Annotated in this window: 10 protein-coding genes; 6 read left to right on the forward strand and 4 right to left on the reverse strand. The window is 47.9% G+C overall.

The features are described from left to right. The first annotated feature begins 138 nt into the window (after positions 1-138). The 5 genes from F0P94_RS14960 to F0P94_RS14980 all read left to right on the forward strand — a co-directional run bounded on the left by F0P94_RS14960 (position 139) and on the right by F0P94_RS14980 (position 6,053). Entirely contained in the window at positions 139-630 is a 492-nt protein-coding gene (locus tag F0P94_RS14960) for a GNAT family N-acetyltransferase (protein WP_150904711.1), read from the forward strand. 221 nt (positions 631-851) lie between these two features. After that, the gene (locus tag F0P94_RS14965) at positions 852-1,709 is read left to right on the forward strand and encodes a hypothetical protein (protein WP_150904712.1); all 858 of its coding nucleotides are present in this window, start codon (positions 852-854) and stop codon (positions 1,707-1,709) included. A gap of 580 nt (positions 1,710-2,289) precedes the next feature. Further along, positions 2,290-3,738 (forward strand): PSP1 domain-containing protein, encoded by a 1,449-nt coding sequence (ricT, locus tag F0P94_RS14970; RefSeq protein ID WP_225307240.1) that lies wholly within the window; start codon positions 2,290-2,292, stop codon positions 3,736-3,738. A gap of 3 nt (positions 3,739-3,741) precedes the next feature. Continuing rightward, on the forward strand, positions 3,742-4,215 hold the full coding sequence (locus F0P94_RS14975) for a gliding motility lipoprotein GldH (protein ID WP_150904713.1): 474 nt from the start codon (positions 3,742-3,744) through the stop codon (positions 4,213-4,215). 743 nt (positions 4,216-4,958) lie between these two features. Beyond that, a complete protein-coding gene (locus F0P94_RS14980) occupies positions 4,959-6,053 on the forward strand; it encodes an endonuclease/exonuclease/phosphatase family protein (protein WP_225307241.1) in 1,095 nt (364 codons plus the stop codon). A gap of 73 nt (positions 6,054-6,126) precedes the next feature. On the opposite strand, the gene F0P94_RS14985 is transcribed toward F0P94_RS14980, so the two are convergent. Continuing rightward, a complete protein-coding gene (locus F0P94_RS14985; RefSeq protein ID WP_150904714.1) occupies positions 6,127-6,318 on the reverse strand; it encodes a cold-shock protein in 192 nt (63 codons plus the stop codon). A gap of 611 nt (positions 6,319-6,929) precedes the next feature. On the opposite strand from F0P94_RS14985, the gene F0P94_RS14990 reads away from it, so the two are divergent. Continuing rightward, on the forward strand, positions 6,930-8,543 hold the full coding sequence (locus tag F0P94_RS14990; RefSeq protein WP_191907058.1) for a hypothetical protein: 1,614 nt from the start codon (positions 6,930-6,932) through the stop codon (positions 8,541-8,543). A gap of 711 nt (positions 8,544-9,254) precedes the next feature. On the opposite strand, the gene F0P94_RS14995 is transcribed toward F0P94_RS14990, so the two are convergent. The 3 genes from F0P94_RS14995 to F0P94_RS15005 form a co-directional block, all read right to left on the reverse strand. Further along, on the reverse strand, positions 9,255-10,127 hold the full coding sequence (locus F0P94_RS14995) for an SDR family oxidoreductase (RefSeq protein WP_150904715.1): 873 nt from the start codon (positions 10,125-10,127) through the stop codon (positions 9,255-9,257). A gap of 577 nt (positions 10,128-10,704) precedes the next feature. Then, complete coding sequence (locus tag F0P94_RS15000; protein WP_150904716.1) at positions 10,705-11,556, reverse strand: hypothetical protein; 852 nt, start codon at positions 11,554-11,556, stop codon at positions 10,705-10,707. Next, on the reverse strand, positions 11,550-15,488 hold the full coding sequence (locus F0P94_RS15005) for an AAA domain-containing protein (protein WP_150904717.1): 3,939 nt from the start codon (positions 15,486-15,488) through the stop codon (positions 11,550-11,552). Before F0P94_RS15005 ends, F0P94_RS15000 begins: the two co-directional genes overlap by 7 nt. Between the last annotated feature and the right edge of the window lie 2 nt (positions 15,489-15,490).

The raw sequence follows: 15,490 nt of genomic DNA on the forward strand, positions 1-15,490 counted from the left end.
TGAAGTCATGCTTCGGAAGACTTCAACAGCAACGATTGTTTTTTGAATCCTATAACATAAATTTGCCCGGCAAAAGGTAGCTGGCTAAACGTAATTCAATGGTTACCAGCAAACAGTAAATACACAAGATCAGATAAAATGCAACTACCTCCATACAACACTTTCCCCAATATCGCAGGCGACAAAGTTTCGCTAAGGCAGATTCAGGCTGAAGATTTAAAAGACCTTGTTGAGATTTCGTATTATGATGCTGTTCAGGCCCAAACCGAGCAACAGGCAGCAGAAATGCAAGCTAAAATAAACAAGGATTATGATGACGGCAATTCAATTCATTGGGGCATTGCAGACAAACTCACGAATAAGCTTGTAGGCACTTGTGGTTACTACCGGGGTCTTGACAAAGGAGCAGGCGAACTTGGTTGTGTTTTATTACCTCAATACCGTGGACAAGGCTTTATGACTTCTGCCATGCTGTTAGCTATTGAATTTGGACTTAACAATATTGGGCTCAAACGTATCTGGGCTGCGACAAGTCAAGACAACAAGAAGGCAATTAAGCTGCTTGAGGGGCTTAACTTTATAAAAATTGCCGATTGGGAAGACAATGAAGTTGAATATGAATTAAGATAGTAAATGGAATAGGTTGAAAAAATAATGTCTATTGATTAACCCGCTATCTGGCGTCATCCTTTGGAAGACTTCAAACAGCAACGAAGAATAACTATAAAGCCACTTCAGCCTGTCATTATCTCATACTGTTATTGGTTTCTTCCTACCCCCTTCCTGCCCGAAACATAGCCTTTATTCGTATAACTCTTTCCGGCGCACTGAACTAAACTTCCGGATGAGCTATGGACGAGAATACCCTGAAAATAGAGGACCTGTTCCTTAAAATGCCTTTGTACGATAAACTGGAATTAAATTCTGCTTTGGAATACAAACTGGTGGATATTTTGCGCTTCAGCGGCAAACTGGACATGTTTTGTGTGGCCTGCAACAAAGAAAGCACCTTCACCGGCTTCGATAACCTGACCGATTACGTTCCCGGCGTTTCGTATTCTTCGAGCTCTTCGCGGCTGATGGAGCAGGTGTTTACGTTGCCTAAGTACTTTTCTCACAAAAAGGTTTTTACCGTAAAGCTGAAATGCTCCCGGAACGAAAACCACTTAATGCTATTCAACTTTTACATCAACCAGCATACCCTTATCAAGATCGGGCAGTACCCCTCGCTCATGGAAATTGCGCACCATACCGTGCGGAAGTATAAAAAGGTGCTCGGCAAAGAACTTTACGAGGAATTTAACCGGGCCATCGGTCTGGCGGCTTTGAACATTGGGCTGGGCTCTTTTATTTACCTCAAACGCATTTTCGACCACTTACTGGAAGAGGCTCACAAGCAGGTTTTTGCCCACGAAAAATGGAACGAACTGGAATACCTGACTTCGCCGGTTCAGAAACGGATCCTGCTGCTGAAAAATCACCTGCCCGAGATTCTGATAGAAAAGCGCGAGTTGTACACCATTCTGAACAAAGACATTTTTGAACTGACCGAAGAAGAATGCCTGAAATACTATCCGGTGCTGCAAGGGGGCATCGAATGCATTCTGGCCGAGAGGCTGATCGATATTTCCAGGGAGCAGAAACGCCGGGAACTGGAAAAATCCATTAACTCGCTGACTGAGAAGAAAAAGCCGGTAAAGAAAAAGTAATAAGGTGTCTTTGTCCGAACTATGATTTTGTCTGAACTATGATTTTTATGATGAAATGATTTTTATGATTTTTCGACCAAAGAATTACTTCAAATTAGGAGCGGAAGCGGAAATGGAAGTCACAGGGTAGCTGATTGCTTTTTCCGGAATTAATTCCTTCCGAAAATAAAATCCTGACAATCCCAAAAATCCTTAAAATCGTGTTCAGACAAATTTCATTTAAGTAAAATTCCTGCCCTGAAAACGGTATTTTTTTCGGTTAAAAAGCCGGTTCAAGGAAAAACCTTTTCCGGACGGCTTCAACAAAACCACCGCTACCCGCGTAAAAGAGATACAAGAAAATGTAATGTTCAACTTCTTTACTGCTTGCACACAAAAGAGGGAGCCAAAAGCTTCCTCTTTTTGTTTGCCTGAAAGAGCAGCAGCTTTTCAGCCCCAAACCGTAGCGTTTGGCGAGCAAAAAGTAAAATATCCGGAGAGTTCAGCAATGGAAAATTATTCCGGAGGCCGGTAAATTTGAGTATATTTGTTACTTTGCAAAAAATGTACATAACCCTAAACGATATAAAGGAGATTTAAAGTGGGATGTGGTTCTTGTTCGAGCGGGGGCGGCTGTGGCACGAAAGTGGGCGGCTGCAAGAGCAACGGCGGGTGTAGTACCGGCGGTTGCAACCGGCTCAATGTGTTTGATTGGCTCAGCGACATGGAATTACCAACGTCGTTCGAAGAATTTGATATAGTAGAGGTCCGTTTTAAAGGCGGACGTAAAGATTTTTACCGGAACACCAACCAGTTGCCGCTCATTACCGGCGAACCGGTGGTGGTAGAAGTGCCCAACGGGCAGCATATTGGTTACGTGAGCCTGAAAGGCGAACTGGTGCGCCTGCAAATGCTGAAAAAGAAAGTTGACAACAACGAAGAAATTAAAAGCATTTACCGGGTTGCCGGCGAGAAGGACCTGGAGAAACTGGAAGCCGTGCAGGGGCTGGAAAACGGCACCATGTACCGGGCCCGCCAGATAATCGGGGAGCTTCAGCTGAAAATGAAATTATCGGACGTGGAATACCAGGCCGATAAAACCAAAGCTACGTTCTACTACTCGGCCGAAGACCGGGTAGATTTCCGGGACCTGATCAAAAAGCTGGCCGATGAATTTAAGATCCGGGTGGAAATGCGCCAGATCAGTTTGCGCCACGAAGCCGGCCGCCTAGGCGGGATCGGATCGTGCGGCCGTGAACTTTGCTGCTCAACCTGGCTTTCCGATTTCAAGAGCGTTTCTACTACGGCGGCGCGTTACCAGAATTTATCGCTGAACCCGAGCAAGCTTTCGGGGCAGTGCGGCAGGTTGAAATGCTGCCTGAACTACGAGCTGGAAACCTACATGGATGCCCTGAAGGATATTCCGACGGTAAACAGGCCGCTGCAAACCCAGAAAGGCGATGCCATTCTGCAGAAGACCGATATCTTTAAAAAGATCATGTGGTTCGGGTTTAAAGGCGATAATAACTGGCACCCTGTGCCGGTAGGCCGCGTGCGCGAGATCCAGGAAATGAACAGCAAAGGGCAGCAGCCCGAAAGCCTGGTGGAAGTTGTAAAAGAGCCTACCACCAAGGAGCTGCTGGCCGCCCAATTGGAAGGCAACCTGGAACGCCTGGACGAAAAATTCAAGCCAAAGAATAAAAAGAAGAAAAAGAAAAAACCGGCCGGCTTGCAAAGCCTGGTAGAGGGCGTACAGCAGGCGGCCATGAAAAAGCAGCAGGACCGCCCTAAAAAAGAGCGTCAGCCCCAGCCTGTAGCCGAAGGCAGACCGGAAGGTAAACCGGAGCGCAACCCGGAAAACCGCCGGCAGCGCGATAACCGTCCGCCGCGCCCGGAACGCAAGGAAGAACACCGGCATGCAGCGCCCCGTCCGGAAGGTTCGGGAACCGAAGTAGCCGCCGGGCCGAAACCGGAAAGGAACAACAACCAGCGCCGCAACAACCGGAACAGAAATAATAACCGGCCCCGGCCACCAAAACCTACCGAGTAAACTATGAAAAATTACCTGTTACTAAGCAGCCTTCTGCTATTGCTCGTACTGAGCAGCTGTAACAAGAACCGGGTTTTCGAGAAAAACGAGGACCTTAAAGACAGTGCCTGGAAGATTGCCGACGTAAAGAAGTTCGAATTCGAGATAAAAGATACTTCCAAAAAGTATAATATCTATTTCAATATCCGGAATGCGATCTTTTACGAATACTACAACCTGTACGTAAAGCATACACTTATTGGCCCCGATGGGAAAGAGCTCTCGAGCAATTTGCACGAAATGTTTTTGATGGATAAGAAAACCGGAAAACCCTTGGGAGACGGCGCCGGCGACATCTTCGATCACCAGATCCTGGCCTTAAAAGACCAGCAGTTTTCGCAACCGGGCACCTATACCATTACGCTGCAGCAATACATGCGCCGCGATCCGTTGCCCGGCATTATGGCCGTTGGCGTCCGGGTAGATAAACAGGAATAATCTACTTCATGAAATAAAACAGAAAAGCCATTTAGCAATGAGTGGCTTTTCTGTTTTTAAGGGCAGCTATTCAAGGCCTGAAAGCTAAATTCTCTCTCTTCTGAATTTTCCTTTCACCCATTCATTGCCGTCTGCTTTAGCTGACGGTTTTCGGACAAACAGAAACCATGGCTTTAGCCTAACTCACATTTTGCATATGGGATGGTTGGCTAAAGCCCCTTTCCGTCAGCTAAAACAGACGGCAATGAATGAAAAGTCAGGTAGCAGAATAAGGCTTCAGCTATTGACCAGAAGCTATCTCAAAAAGCAACTGTCATGTTGAGCGATAGCGAAACAACTCGTCGGCTACTGGCAAAAACGCTAAATCTGGCATTGGTGCTGAGAGCCAACGAGGTCCTTCGCTGACGCTCAGGATGACAGGTGTATTTGTGAGACAATTCTGGAAATGAATGGTAGCCAGATTAGAAGCTATTTCATAAATACGCGGAGCTACTTTTTAAAATGTATTGAGCAAATAAATCTCTCTGTAGCGTAGGGTTTAAACCCTACGCTACAGAGAAAATTTGAATTACGAGACAACTTCTAACAATTTATTATACCGAGTAACCTGCCTTACTTTACTTTGGGTGGGTTGCAAATGGCTTTTACTTTTCCCGTCAGAATGATACCGTTTTCGGAGAATATAACCATAACTAAAACCTGTGCAGAAAGTATTCCTGAGGTATATAGAAGAAACCGGATTTATGAAAATCACGCTTGAGGTAATTGGGTCTTTAATGATCCTGCTTTCACTGCTTCCGCTTATTAAAACCCATTACTGGTGGATCCGGGTGCTGGATTTTCCGCGCATGCAGATAGCGTTTATTGCGGCGGTGGTACTTGGCCTTTACCTGTACTTCGTACCCATAAATCACCAAGCAGAAATCCTGTTTGCGATCCTGCTGGCAGTAGCCCTGGTAAATCAACTGGTGCACGTGTACCGCTACACCTGGCTTTCGCCGGTGCAGGCTTTGCGAAGCAAACTGAAATCTTCCCCGAACTCCTTTAGCTTTATGATCTCCAACGTGCGGATGTCGAACCGGCGCTACGACCGCTTTCTGAAAATTGTGGCCGAAAACGCACCTGATCTGCTGCTCATAAACGAACCGGATCAGGCCTGGGCCGAAGCTATTTCTTCGCTAGATGCCGTGTATAAATATGCCATTAAAAAACCTTTGGAAAACACCTATGGCATGATGTTGTACTCTAAATTCAGAATTACCGAATACGAGATCCGCTACCTGATCGAGCCTGAAATTCCGTCTTTTTACTGTGTGCTTGAATTACCTACCGGCCGGAAATTCGACCTTTTTACGGTACATCCGCAACCGCCCAGTTTCGATAAAAATACCGATAAGCGGGAAGCAGAATTATTGATCGTGGCTAAAATGGCGAAGGAAACGCCATATGCCAGCATTGTAGCCGGCGATCTGAACGATGTGGCCTGGTCTTATACCACCGGGCTTTTCCGGCGCATCAGCGGGCTGCTCGATCCGCGCATCGGGAGGGGCTTTTACAATACCTACAACGCCTTTATTCCTTTCTTCCGGTATTCCCTGGACCATATTTTCTACGATCCGGCTTTCAGATTGCTCCGGCTTAAGCGCCTGCCTTTTTTCGGTTCCGACCATTTCCCGATGCTGGTGCGCCTGAATTATGAGCCCCTGGAAGCCGATGAGCACGAGGTGCCTTTTGCCGGCGAAGATGAAAAACTGGAGGCCGAAGAAATGATAGAACTGGGAACGGAGGGCAAAGCCCCCGAAGAGGTGGCCCAGGTAGTAAAGAAAAAACGATTATAAAAAAAATAGCCGGAACTGGGAGTTCCGGCTATAATTGTTTCACTTTAGGGATATATCCTCAAACGTGGGCGAACTAGATACGCTCTACGTTTACTGCATTCAAACCTTTTTTACCTTCAGTTACTTCAAAAGAAACGCGATCGTTTTCGCGAATCTCGTGGATAAGGCCGCTCTGGTGAACGAAAATATCCTGGTTAGTTTCGTCAGCGATGATAAATCCGAAACCTTTTGATTCGTTAAAGAATTTTACTTTACCAGTTTTCATAAAAAATGTTAATATTAATAATTCTCAAATGTAGGAATTTAATTCGGGAATAAAAACCCTTGTTACAATTTTCTTCAGAAAAATTTTTCAGGTTTCTATTGCACCATTCAGGCGCAAATATCACTTCCGGTCACCCATAAATTTTGCGCATTGCCTGCTTTTTTTTCGCCTTCCTGCTACCGTTTTCTGTTGCTGAATTTTACTACCGGCGCTAACTACCTGCCCCGAAAAATCGCATTCTGTTTTTACCAGCTTCCGGTTTAAAGGAAATTAAATTATTAAAGAGAAACCATGAACATTGTTTGCACATAAAAAAAGCCAAATCCGGTTTTAGGCTTACCTCAAAGGAATTCAAATTTCAAAACACCAAACCCTGATATCCGGCCGGCTTCCTATAAGAAATTAACCAATTTTATGCTACTATATTTTAAAAAATATTTACACAAGCTTTGAACCAAGCAATAAGATAAGCGTATAGCCTTAACGCTTGGCGAATTCAGGATATTTTTAGGGATGTCCGGTTTGCCTGGTTCCGGTAGGGCAATGGTGTTCGCCGGTTTTTCTAAATGTTCTATTTCATACCTAAAACTTTTATAAGGAGAAAATTCAGTATGGCAGACAATCAAAAAAATCAGGATCAAAACACTTCAAACCAATCAACCGGTTCAGGCTCATCGGGCGCGAAAGCATCCACATCATCCGGAGGCTCTTCTTCTTCTATGATGAGCGGCGGAACCCAAAGCCGCACGGCCGGCAATACCGGCGATGCCAGCAGCATGTCTTCCGGTTCTACCGGCTCTTCGGGTAAAACTACCGGCAGAAGCTCCGGCTCTACTTCAGGTTCTACTTCCGGCACCACTTCCAGCCGGGCAAAATCCGGTACTTCTAAAACTACAGAAGGCAAATCTACGGGCAAAACCACCGGCAGATCATCTTCCGGCACTGGTTCCTCGTCTTCCGGTTCCACTTCGTCCCGCTCAACCCGCTCCACTTCCGGCAGATCGTCCGGCTCCGGTTCTTCTGGCAGCCAGCACGAAAGCGGCTATGGCAGCATGAGCACCGGCGGCGGCGGCTACGGCGACTATAACCAGAATTGGGGCTCCAACCAGGGCAACCAGGGCGGCGGCTCTTTTGACAGAGGCTCCGACATGGGCGGCTATGGTTCGCAAGGCGGCGGATACTCCCAGGGCCAGGGCAATACCGGCGGTTATGGAAATGAATTCGGCAGCTATGGCAACCAGATGAGTTATGGCGGCTCTACCCAGGGCGGACATGGTTCACAGGGAGGCCATGGCGGCAGCAACTGGGGTAACCAGGGCAATCAGGGTGGCTGGAGCGGTTCTAACCAGGGCGGCAGCGGCAACTACAGCCGTGGCATGAGCGGTGGTTCTATGGGTGGCGGCAGCCAGTATGGCTACGGCCAGGGCATGGGCCATGGAACGCAAAGCGGCGGTTTTGGCTCACAAAGCGGTTACGGTTCTTCTAACTACGGCAACATGAGCGACCAAGACAACTTCGGCCAACGCGGTGGCTATGGCCACACCTCGCAAGGGGGTTATGGCTCACAGAGCGGTTACGGTTCGCAAGGCGGCTATGGTGGTCAGTACGGTCACCAAGGCGGCATGAGCAACCAGGGCGGATATGGCTCGCATGGTGGTTATGGTTCGCAAGGTGGCTACGGCGGTTCCAACCGCGGCATGGGTGGTTACGACCAGGATAATTACGGCACTTCACAACGTGGTAGCTGGGGCAACCAGGGCGGCCACGGTTCGCAAGGCAGCAGCTATGGCTCTATGAGTGGCATGGGCCACCAGGGTGGATATGGCTCACAAGGTGGCTATGGTTCACAGGGTGGCCATGGCGGCGGCTACGGCGGTTCCTCTCAGGGTGGCTTCGGCTCCATGAGCAACCGTGGCGGCCAAGGTGGCTACGGCTCTTCCGGCTCTATGGGCAGCGGCCCGTATGGCAACCGCTCCCAGGGTGGTCAGGGTGGTTATAGCCAGGGCTTCAGTAACCAAGGTGGTTACGGCTCTCAGGGCGGTAGCTCCCGCGGCGGCTCTTACAACGAAGAAATGGGTTCCAGAAGAGGCAGCTTTGGCGGTAGTTCATCTTTCGGCCAGGGCGGCTCTTCCCGCGGAAACTCATCTTATGGCGGCTACGATCAGGATGACGAGTATGGTTCATCTTCCCGCAACAGCGATCGCCATACGAACCTGGATTATTAACAATCTCTTATAATTGCCAAATACTAAAAAAGCCCCGCAACTATGCGGGGCTTTTTTTATGCCGGTAAACTAAGAGTTAACCAGGGGAAGAACTGAAATCAATTTATTGAACAGGTTTTTGAATTTCAATTGAATTGCCAGGCCGATACCTCTCTCTAGAAATGATCTTTGCCGTTTTATAGTAAACATCCTGCTATCCGTCAGCTAAAGCAGACGGCAATGAAAGTTGAGCTTGTGGAGGAGGTACCTGGATTTCAGTTGGGGCAGTCCTGATGGGAGCTTCATTTCAAGCCCAAATGTATACCAGATACTCTGCACCGGGTTCTATCCCCGACAGAATTCCTATTATCCGGAAGCAACCTGCTTCTGAGGTTTGAGTTCTGCTTGGGGACAGCACCCGGGAAGAAAGGAGCGAAAGGCATTTTAATCTGGCAAGGGAGTTCAACTCTACCAGGTTAAGGAAGTGGATAAAATTACGTTAAGCTGCTACGATCATCATTCTGGAAGAAACTTGTGAGATCACAGCATAGAAGTCACAAGATTCTTCCGGAAGGACAGAAAAGGGTAGAATAAATTGTATAAACTAAACTCGTCTCTTTACTTGTAAGCCTTTAACCTGAAACTGCTTTCTTGTACTTATTCTTCTTACCTATTTAAAGAAAAACTTTCGCAGATTATGGGAGTTTTTAGCTGAAATTGGTACCCTTTAGTTTACTCCGGCAAAAAGCATTCGGCATGTTGGCGGGCAAACTCACGGAAGGTATAGGGTTTGTGCCCGGTAACCCGTTCCACCGTATCGGTAACTATTCCGGCATGTCCGGCTTTGGCTACCTGGTGGAGCTCCATCATGGCGCGCGCCATCCATTCGGGCATTTGCGCCTGCAGCATGCTCTGGTAAGCAGTTTCTTCGGGCACATCTATGTACTTAACCGGCTGTCCGGTAGCTTCGCTTAGCACCTGGGCAATTTCCTGTACCGATATTGGTTCTGGCCCGGTTATATTAAGCTCCTGGTTATAGTAGGCTTCGGAAGTCAGTACGCAATCGGCAACCGCGGCAATATCACGCACATCTATGTAACTCACTTTTCCTTCACCTAAAGGCATGTAAATGGCATTTTCGTTGCGGATAGTATTGCCCGAAAAATTCACGAAGTTCTGCATAAAGGAAGTCGGGCGAAGGATGGTGTAGTTGAGACCGGAAGCTTTCAGGTAATCTTCTACTTCACGGTGCCAGCGGCCTAACTGGATCGGGTTCTCCGATTCGGCGCCGGCTGCAGAAAGCCGCACCACGTGTTTTACGCCGACTGACTTGGCCTCATCGATCAGTTTTTTTGCCATTTCTACCTGGTCGGCTGCCAGCGGGGTAATAATAAAAGCGCGGTCTACTCCCGTAAATGCAGCTTTCAGCGATTCGGGCCGATGAAATTCGATCTCGCAAAGCTCCACATTGGGGTACTTTAGGTTTTCGCCTTTTATAATGGAATGCACGCCGGCCCGCACCCGCACATTCAGGTTCGACAACTTTTTTACGATCTGGTTTCCTACCGTTCCGGTAGCGCCGGTAATTAAAATAGTTTCCTGCATAATGCTCGTGCGTGAAGTGGTGAATGCGTAAATAAGGATTAGCTGTTTACCTTAAAAATGGGGAAATGGTTGAGGGGATTTTTCTACCTGGTAGCGTATTGTTTGAGTGGAAAATAACTTTTATAGAAGTGCAATCTATTTTCTTCAACTCATAACTTTTAACTTTCAACTTTTAATTGGGCTTTCTCCCTCAAGCGGGTGGCTTCGCAGCTGCAACCTTACCTGCCCTACCGGGCTGCCTCCTGCGTCGGCACCGGTAAGCTTGGAGGCCGCTCTCACAGAAACTGGTGTCAGTATTCCTTCGTGGCTGGCTTTCTTTTAATTTAGTTATTATCCGCTAACGTGGTTTTCAGGGGCGCTGCGCTGGCGATATGCGTGGGGACAGGTCAAGCCCTGTCCGTACATAATTGAAAAGGGAAATTCTAAAAATTCTATAATTCTGAAAATTCTGATTCAGACAATTGTCCTGAAAATCCTTTAATCCTGAAAATCCTGATTCTGATACAGACAAATTCATTTGTAGTCTTATACGCTTTGGTAAAGCCAAACAATCCTACACGAATGCAGGCAAACGTTCCTACTTTCTCTTCACGCTGAAGATCTTGCCGTTTTCGTTGCTGAAGATGAGGTCGTTGTTGGTCTGGAAAACCAGGGCTTCGGCTTGGCCGGATTTGCCTACCGGGATGCAGTATTTTTTGCCGTCGAAAAGGTTTTTACCGGTCATTTCGAACAGGTAAATTTTGCCGTAGCCTAGTAGGGCGAAATGTTTTCCGTCGGGGCTGATATCGGCGGCGGTGATCATGGTGTTCATGGGCAATTCGTCGATCACTTCAGCTACGTAGTTGCCGGGCTTGTCGGGGAGGCGGTAGGCTTTAACCAGTTCTTCGCGGCCGCGGTCTTTACTGAACAGGTATAAGCTACCGTCGTGCCAGAAAAAGGCCTCACAGTCGAAGTTGCGGGCTTTCTTTTTGGGCGGAAAATCCTTTTGGTCGGCGTAGCGGAACTGAATGGTATCTACCAGGCTGGGATTCGCTGGATTTACTTTGAAGATGCGGAGGTTGTGGCGGGAATTTTCGTTGTTGCCAAAATCGCCGATGTAAATATTGCCGCTTTTATCTTTGGTAAGATCTTCCCAGTCTTCGTTCGAAGTATGCGGAATTTCAAGCGTATCGCGTAACTGCCCTTTCAGGTTAACCTTATAAAGTACGTTGCGGCCGCCGCCATCGTCGTGGGTCCAGAGGGTGGAGTCGTCTTCGGCCCAGGCAAAGCCGGAACTTTCCTTCACTTCATTTTTGGCCATTTTAGCCAGCTGAGTTACGGTGTAGGCATTATCTAAGGTTTCGAAACCTGCGCGCCGGTTGTCCTGGTTGCAGCCGCATAAAGTGGTTTGCAGGAAAATGTAAATGGTAAAGAGTTTATATTTCAGCATTCGGTCTGGCTTATTTTCTGAAGCGCTTTTTCGGGGTGCAGCCAGAATTGGCGGCTGTAAAAAGCGCTGTAAGGCCAGTTACGTTTTTGCAGCAGGAAAGGTACATCGAAGTGGGTTTGCCGCGCCGAAACCTGACTAAAATACAGATCGTCGTCGGTGCGAAACAGGTGGAAGTAGTGATTATTCCGGCTTAAAGTAAGGTCGGCAAAGGGTAGTTTTTTACTTAATCCGGCTACTGTTTCTGCATTTTCTAACAGCTGATCTTTCAGATAAAAGGGCTGGTTTTCCGAAGTTGTTTCCGGAAGCTGCCAGGTGAAGTTTCCGGCGGAAACCTGCCGGGCAAATTGCAGAAAGGCTTTCAGCAATTTCGGACCTTCGTTTCTGGCGTTTTCCACGTTCAGTTCTTCCGGCTCCAGACTGCTGACTACGTAAATTTTCGAAATGGCGCGGGTAATGGCCACGTTCAGCCGGTTCTCCCCTTTGGCCTGGCTTAAACTTCCGAACTGGTTAAACATTTTACCAGTTACATCGGACGCATACCCGATCGAGAAAATAATGACCTGCTTTTCATCGCCCTGCATGTTCTCGATATTCTTAATGAGCACAGTTTCCGGCAGCTCCGTTTTGCGCGCTGCCGCCTCTGCTTCTGCCAGGTCCTGAACCAGGTTTTGCTGCGCGAAGTTGAACGTAATGATGCCGATATCGGTGCTACCGGAGGCGAGTAAATCGAACAGTAGCTTTGTAATTTCTTCGGCTTCCCTCCTGTTCGTCTGGTTTTCCCAAAGCCCGTTCACTTTCCGGAATTCGATGGCCGGAATGCCTTTTTCCAGGTCCTGACGGTCCGGAATGAGTTGCAGTTTATTCCGGTAGAAATGCTGATTGGAGAAATGAATAAGTTCGGGGAAACGGCTGCGGTAGTGCTGCGTGAGCCAATGCTGCGGCAAATGCAAACTTCCCAGCTGCAACAGCGATTCCACGAACAATTCTTCGGTTTCGGTATCCTCGTCCTGCCAGCGGCTGCGGTAAATATCGGTGGGCGCTAACTGGTGCTCGTCGCCGGCAATTACTACCTGCTTGGCGCGGAAAATAGCCGGCAACCCGGATTCGGCAAAAGCCTGCGAAGCTTCATCGAAAATTACCAGATCGGCGGTTTGGTTTATGGGGAAAAGCGCGGAAATGGTTTCAGGGGAAGCAAGCCAGCAAGGCACCAGGTCGTTAATTTCTTCGCCAAAAAGCGCCTGCAATTTCCGCAACGGATATAAGCTACGCTTCTTACTTACCTGCGCGTAAAGCTTGCGGTACGAAACAGTATTCCCCAGGCGGTTTTTCTCCAGGCTGGTGTAGGTTCTTTCCCGCAAACGCGTGAGCACGATCTGATGACTAAGCTGCTGTTTTTGCTGAATTAATTGCTGCAATTCCGTTTCCAGGTTCTCTATTTCCGGCCCAGCCAGTTTCAGTACCGGGTACTGTTGTTCAATGTGCGTGATCCAGTTCAATAAGATGCAATTCTGAAAAGTTTCCAGCTTTTCAGTTACCGTTCCGGGCAGGTTTTGCAGCGTTTTGGCTACTGTTTTTTCCGTGGCTGAAAACGCCTGAAACCGGGAATCATGCGCTGCAATTTCATCGAAGTGACTGCGTATGGTTAGGAGGAATTCTGCTCTGAAGCCTTCGTTTTCAGCCAGTTTTTCGATTTGGTTTTCAGTTAAATATTCCTGCCATTTTTCAGCTTCTTTTTCTAACGTTTCAAGTGCCTGCAGCAGTTTCTTTACCTGAGATAGTACCGTTTGCGGTTCGGCAGAAAGCCATTTTTTACGCACCAGTTTTTTTGCTGATTGGGTAGCAGCTACGGCAGCTTTTAAAATATTGAAATAAGCTTCTCTGGCTTCGGAATCGGCCCAAACAGGAAGCGATACGGTCGGAATATTTTCCTGTAACCAGGTTTGCAGCTCCAGTCTTTCGCGTTGCTTTTCCAGTTGCTTTTTCAGGGGTTCTATTCCGCTCTCGGCAAACGGCAAACTGAATTGGCCAAATGTTTTTTCGAGGGTTTGCCTGGCTTTCGTATTCAAGCGCCATTTTGCTTTTTTCCACACAATGGTTCTGCTGTTTTCATAAGCCGTTAGCGCCAAGGCAGCATTTTTCAGTTCCTCCGGAAGGAGCACCACTTTTTCTTCGGCAAAGAATTTTTCCAGGCGCTTCACCGTTTTCAGCACCTGTTCCAGGTCGGTGGAAGTTCTGGAAAACAGTAAATGGAAAGCAGAAAAAATTGCTTCACTGCTACTCAGCAGCTGGTTAACTTTTTGCAGTTCCGGTTCTTCAATTTTCAGAAATTTCCAGGCAGCAAAACCGGAATTCTGCGCCACAATTTGGGCCGGAAGTTCTTTGGAAAAAGCGACCATTTCTGCCGGGATTTCTGTAGCCAGGTTTTCCAGTTTTTTTCTATCCGGCCAGCTCCAATCCGCAAAACTTTTCCGGTCGCTTAAAACAAAATCAGGTGCATCGAATTGCGCGGCAGAAGTTAAATACTGTTCCAGTTTCGGCAGGAAAAATGGTAGCGTTCCGGCGGTAAAACTCCGGTAAGTTTCGCCCATTTCTTTGGTGGCGCTTTTAAGCGAGCTCCGGAGATAAAGTTCTTTTACCGGCCAGCCGCAAACCGATGCATCGAACAAAGCCGTTTTAAACTCAGCAAGCGTTTGCAGGATCTGGTTGATGCGGCGGCTTGTTTCCAGGAACTGGCGTTCGGCAAATACTACCGGCAACTGGTTGTTTTGCTTTTTGTAGGTTTCAACTTCTTCAATCTGCAGACGCAACTGCTCAAAAATTTTCCGGTGGTCTGCTTCTACGTCGTGCACCAGGGCAGCAAAATTGCCGAAGCCTTTACTTGCCAAGCGGTTATACACCACCTCCAGCGCGGCGCGTTTCTGACACACTACCCAAACCGTTTTTCCGCGCGCAACAAAGTCGGTTACCAGGTTGCAAATAAGCTGCGATTTTCCGGTTCCCGGCGGACCTTGCACTACTACCGATCGACCTTTTTTTACTTCCTGCAGTACCGTTTCCTGCGAGGCATCGAGGTCGAAAACGGCAAAGGTGTTCTGCTCTAAACTTCCGTAAGAAGAACCTTCCGTATGCCCTTTGAAAAGATTGGAGAAGGATTGTATTTCGGCCTGTTGCAGCATTTCATCGTAGTCGGCCATCAGGTAAGAACCGGCCTGCGGGAAGATTCCCAGGACGGCTTCCGGAAACAATTTCAGTTCGCCGGGGAGGAATTGCTTTTCAAAATCAGGTTTGGTAAAGCTGCGGAACGGTACGATCTTATCCTGAAAAAGCTCCTGATTGAAGTTGATGTCGAGGCTGCTATTCTTTAGAAATTCGTATAAAGCCGTCCGGAAAGCTAAAGCATCTTTCGGAAGTTCGGAAGCATCGAAAGCAAGCAGGTTTTCGTCGGGTGGCAGTTGGTTGTAGTGCGCGTAGGCCAGCAAAAAACTCTTGTTCAAAACAGGCGGAACGGCTTTATCCTGCGTGAGTACCCATTGCTGTTTTTCATTCAGCTCCAGCGAAATCGGAAAGAATAAAAGCGGGCAACGAATGGCCGAACCGTCGTTAAATTTTCCGGAAACAAAAGGCCAGCCAACAAACAACTCCTTCGTGCCGCGTTCTTCCTGCAACAGATTGGCCCGGCGGGAAATTTCGCGCAAACGCCGGCTTAAAGTTGCCACATCGGCTTGCCTCGGATCGGCGAAAGGCGTGAGCATCACCGTTTTTTTCCCGGAAATAAGTTCGCGGAGCAATGCGAAAGCCGGTTGGTTATTTATAAAATCGAAAGCCTGCAGATCAAGCTGCAGGCCGGCGCTTAAACGGCGCAGAACCAGCGCCCGGTTATTGGCCGAAAGGTTGATTAGCCGCCGCTGATACGATTTTAAAATATGCTCCATTG

The organism is Adhaeribacter soli, from assembly GCF_008727925.1.
In the GTDB taxonomy this organism is placed as follows: Bacteria; Bacteroidota; Bacteroidia; order Cytophagales; family Hymenobacteraceae; genus Adhaeribacter_A; species Adhaeribacter_A soli.

Excerpts from the sequence above, each read along its gene's own strand:
- F0P94_RS14960 (WP_150904711.1), top strand. The coding sequence starts at position 139 with ATGCAACTACCTCCATACAACACTTTCCCCAATATCGCAGGCGACAAA.
- F0P94_RS14965 (WP_150904712.1), top strand. The coding sequence starts at position 852 with ATGGACGAGAATACCCTGAAAATAGAGGACCTGTTCCTTAAAATGCCT.
- F0P94_RS14975 (WP_150904713.1), top strand. The coding sequence starts at position 3,742 with ATGAAAAATTACCTGTTACTAAGCAGCCTTCTGCTATTGCTCGTACTG.
- F0P94_RS14980 (WP_225307241.1), top strand. The coding sequence starts at position 4,959 with ATGAAAATCACGCTTGAGGTAATTGGGTCTTTAATGATCCTGCTTTCA.
- F0P94_RS14985 (WP_150904714.1), bottom strand. The coding sequence starts at position 6,318 with ATGAAAACTGGTAAAGTAAAATTCTTTAACGAATCAAAAGGTTTCGGA.
- F0P94_RS14990 (WP_191907058.1), top strand. The coding sequence starts at position 6,930 with ATGGCAGACAATCAAAAAAATCAGGATCAAAACACTTCAAACCAATCA.
- F0P94_RS14995 (WP_150904715.1), bottom strand. The coding sequence starts at position 10,127 with ATGCAGGAAACTATTTTAATTACCGGCGCTACCGGAACGGTAGGAAAC.
- F0P94_RS15000 (WP_150904716.1), bottom strand. The coding sequence starts at position 11,556 with ATGCTGAAATATAAACTCTTTACCATTTACATTTTCCTGCAAACCACT.
- F0P94_RS15005 (WP_150904717.1), bottom strand. The coding sequence starts at position 15,488 with ATGGAGCATATTTTAAAATCGTATCAGCGGCGGCTAATCAACCTTTCG.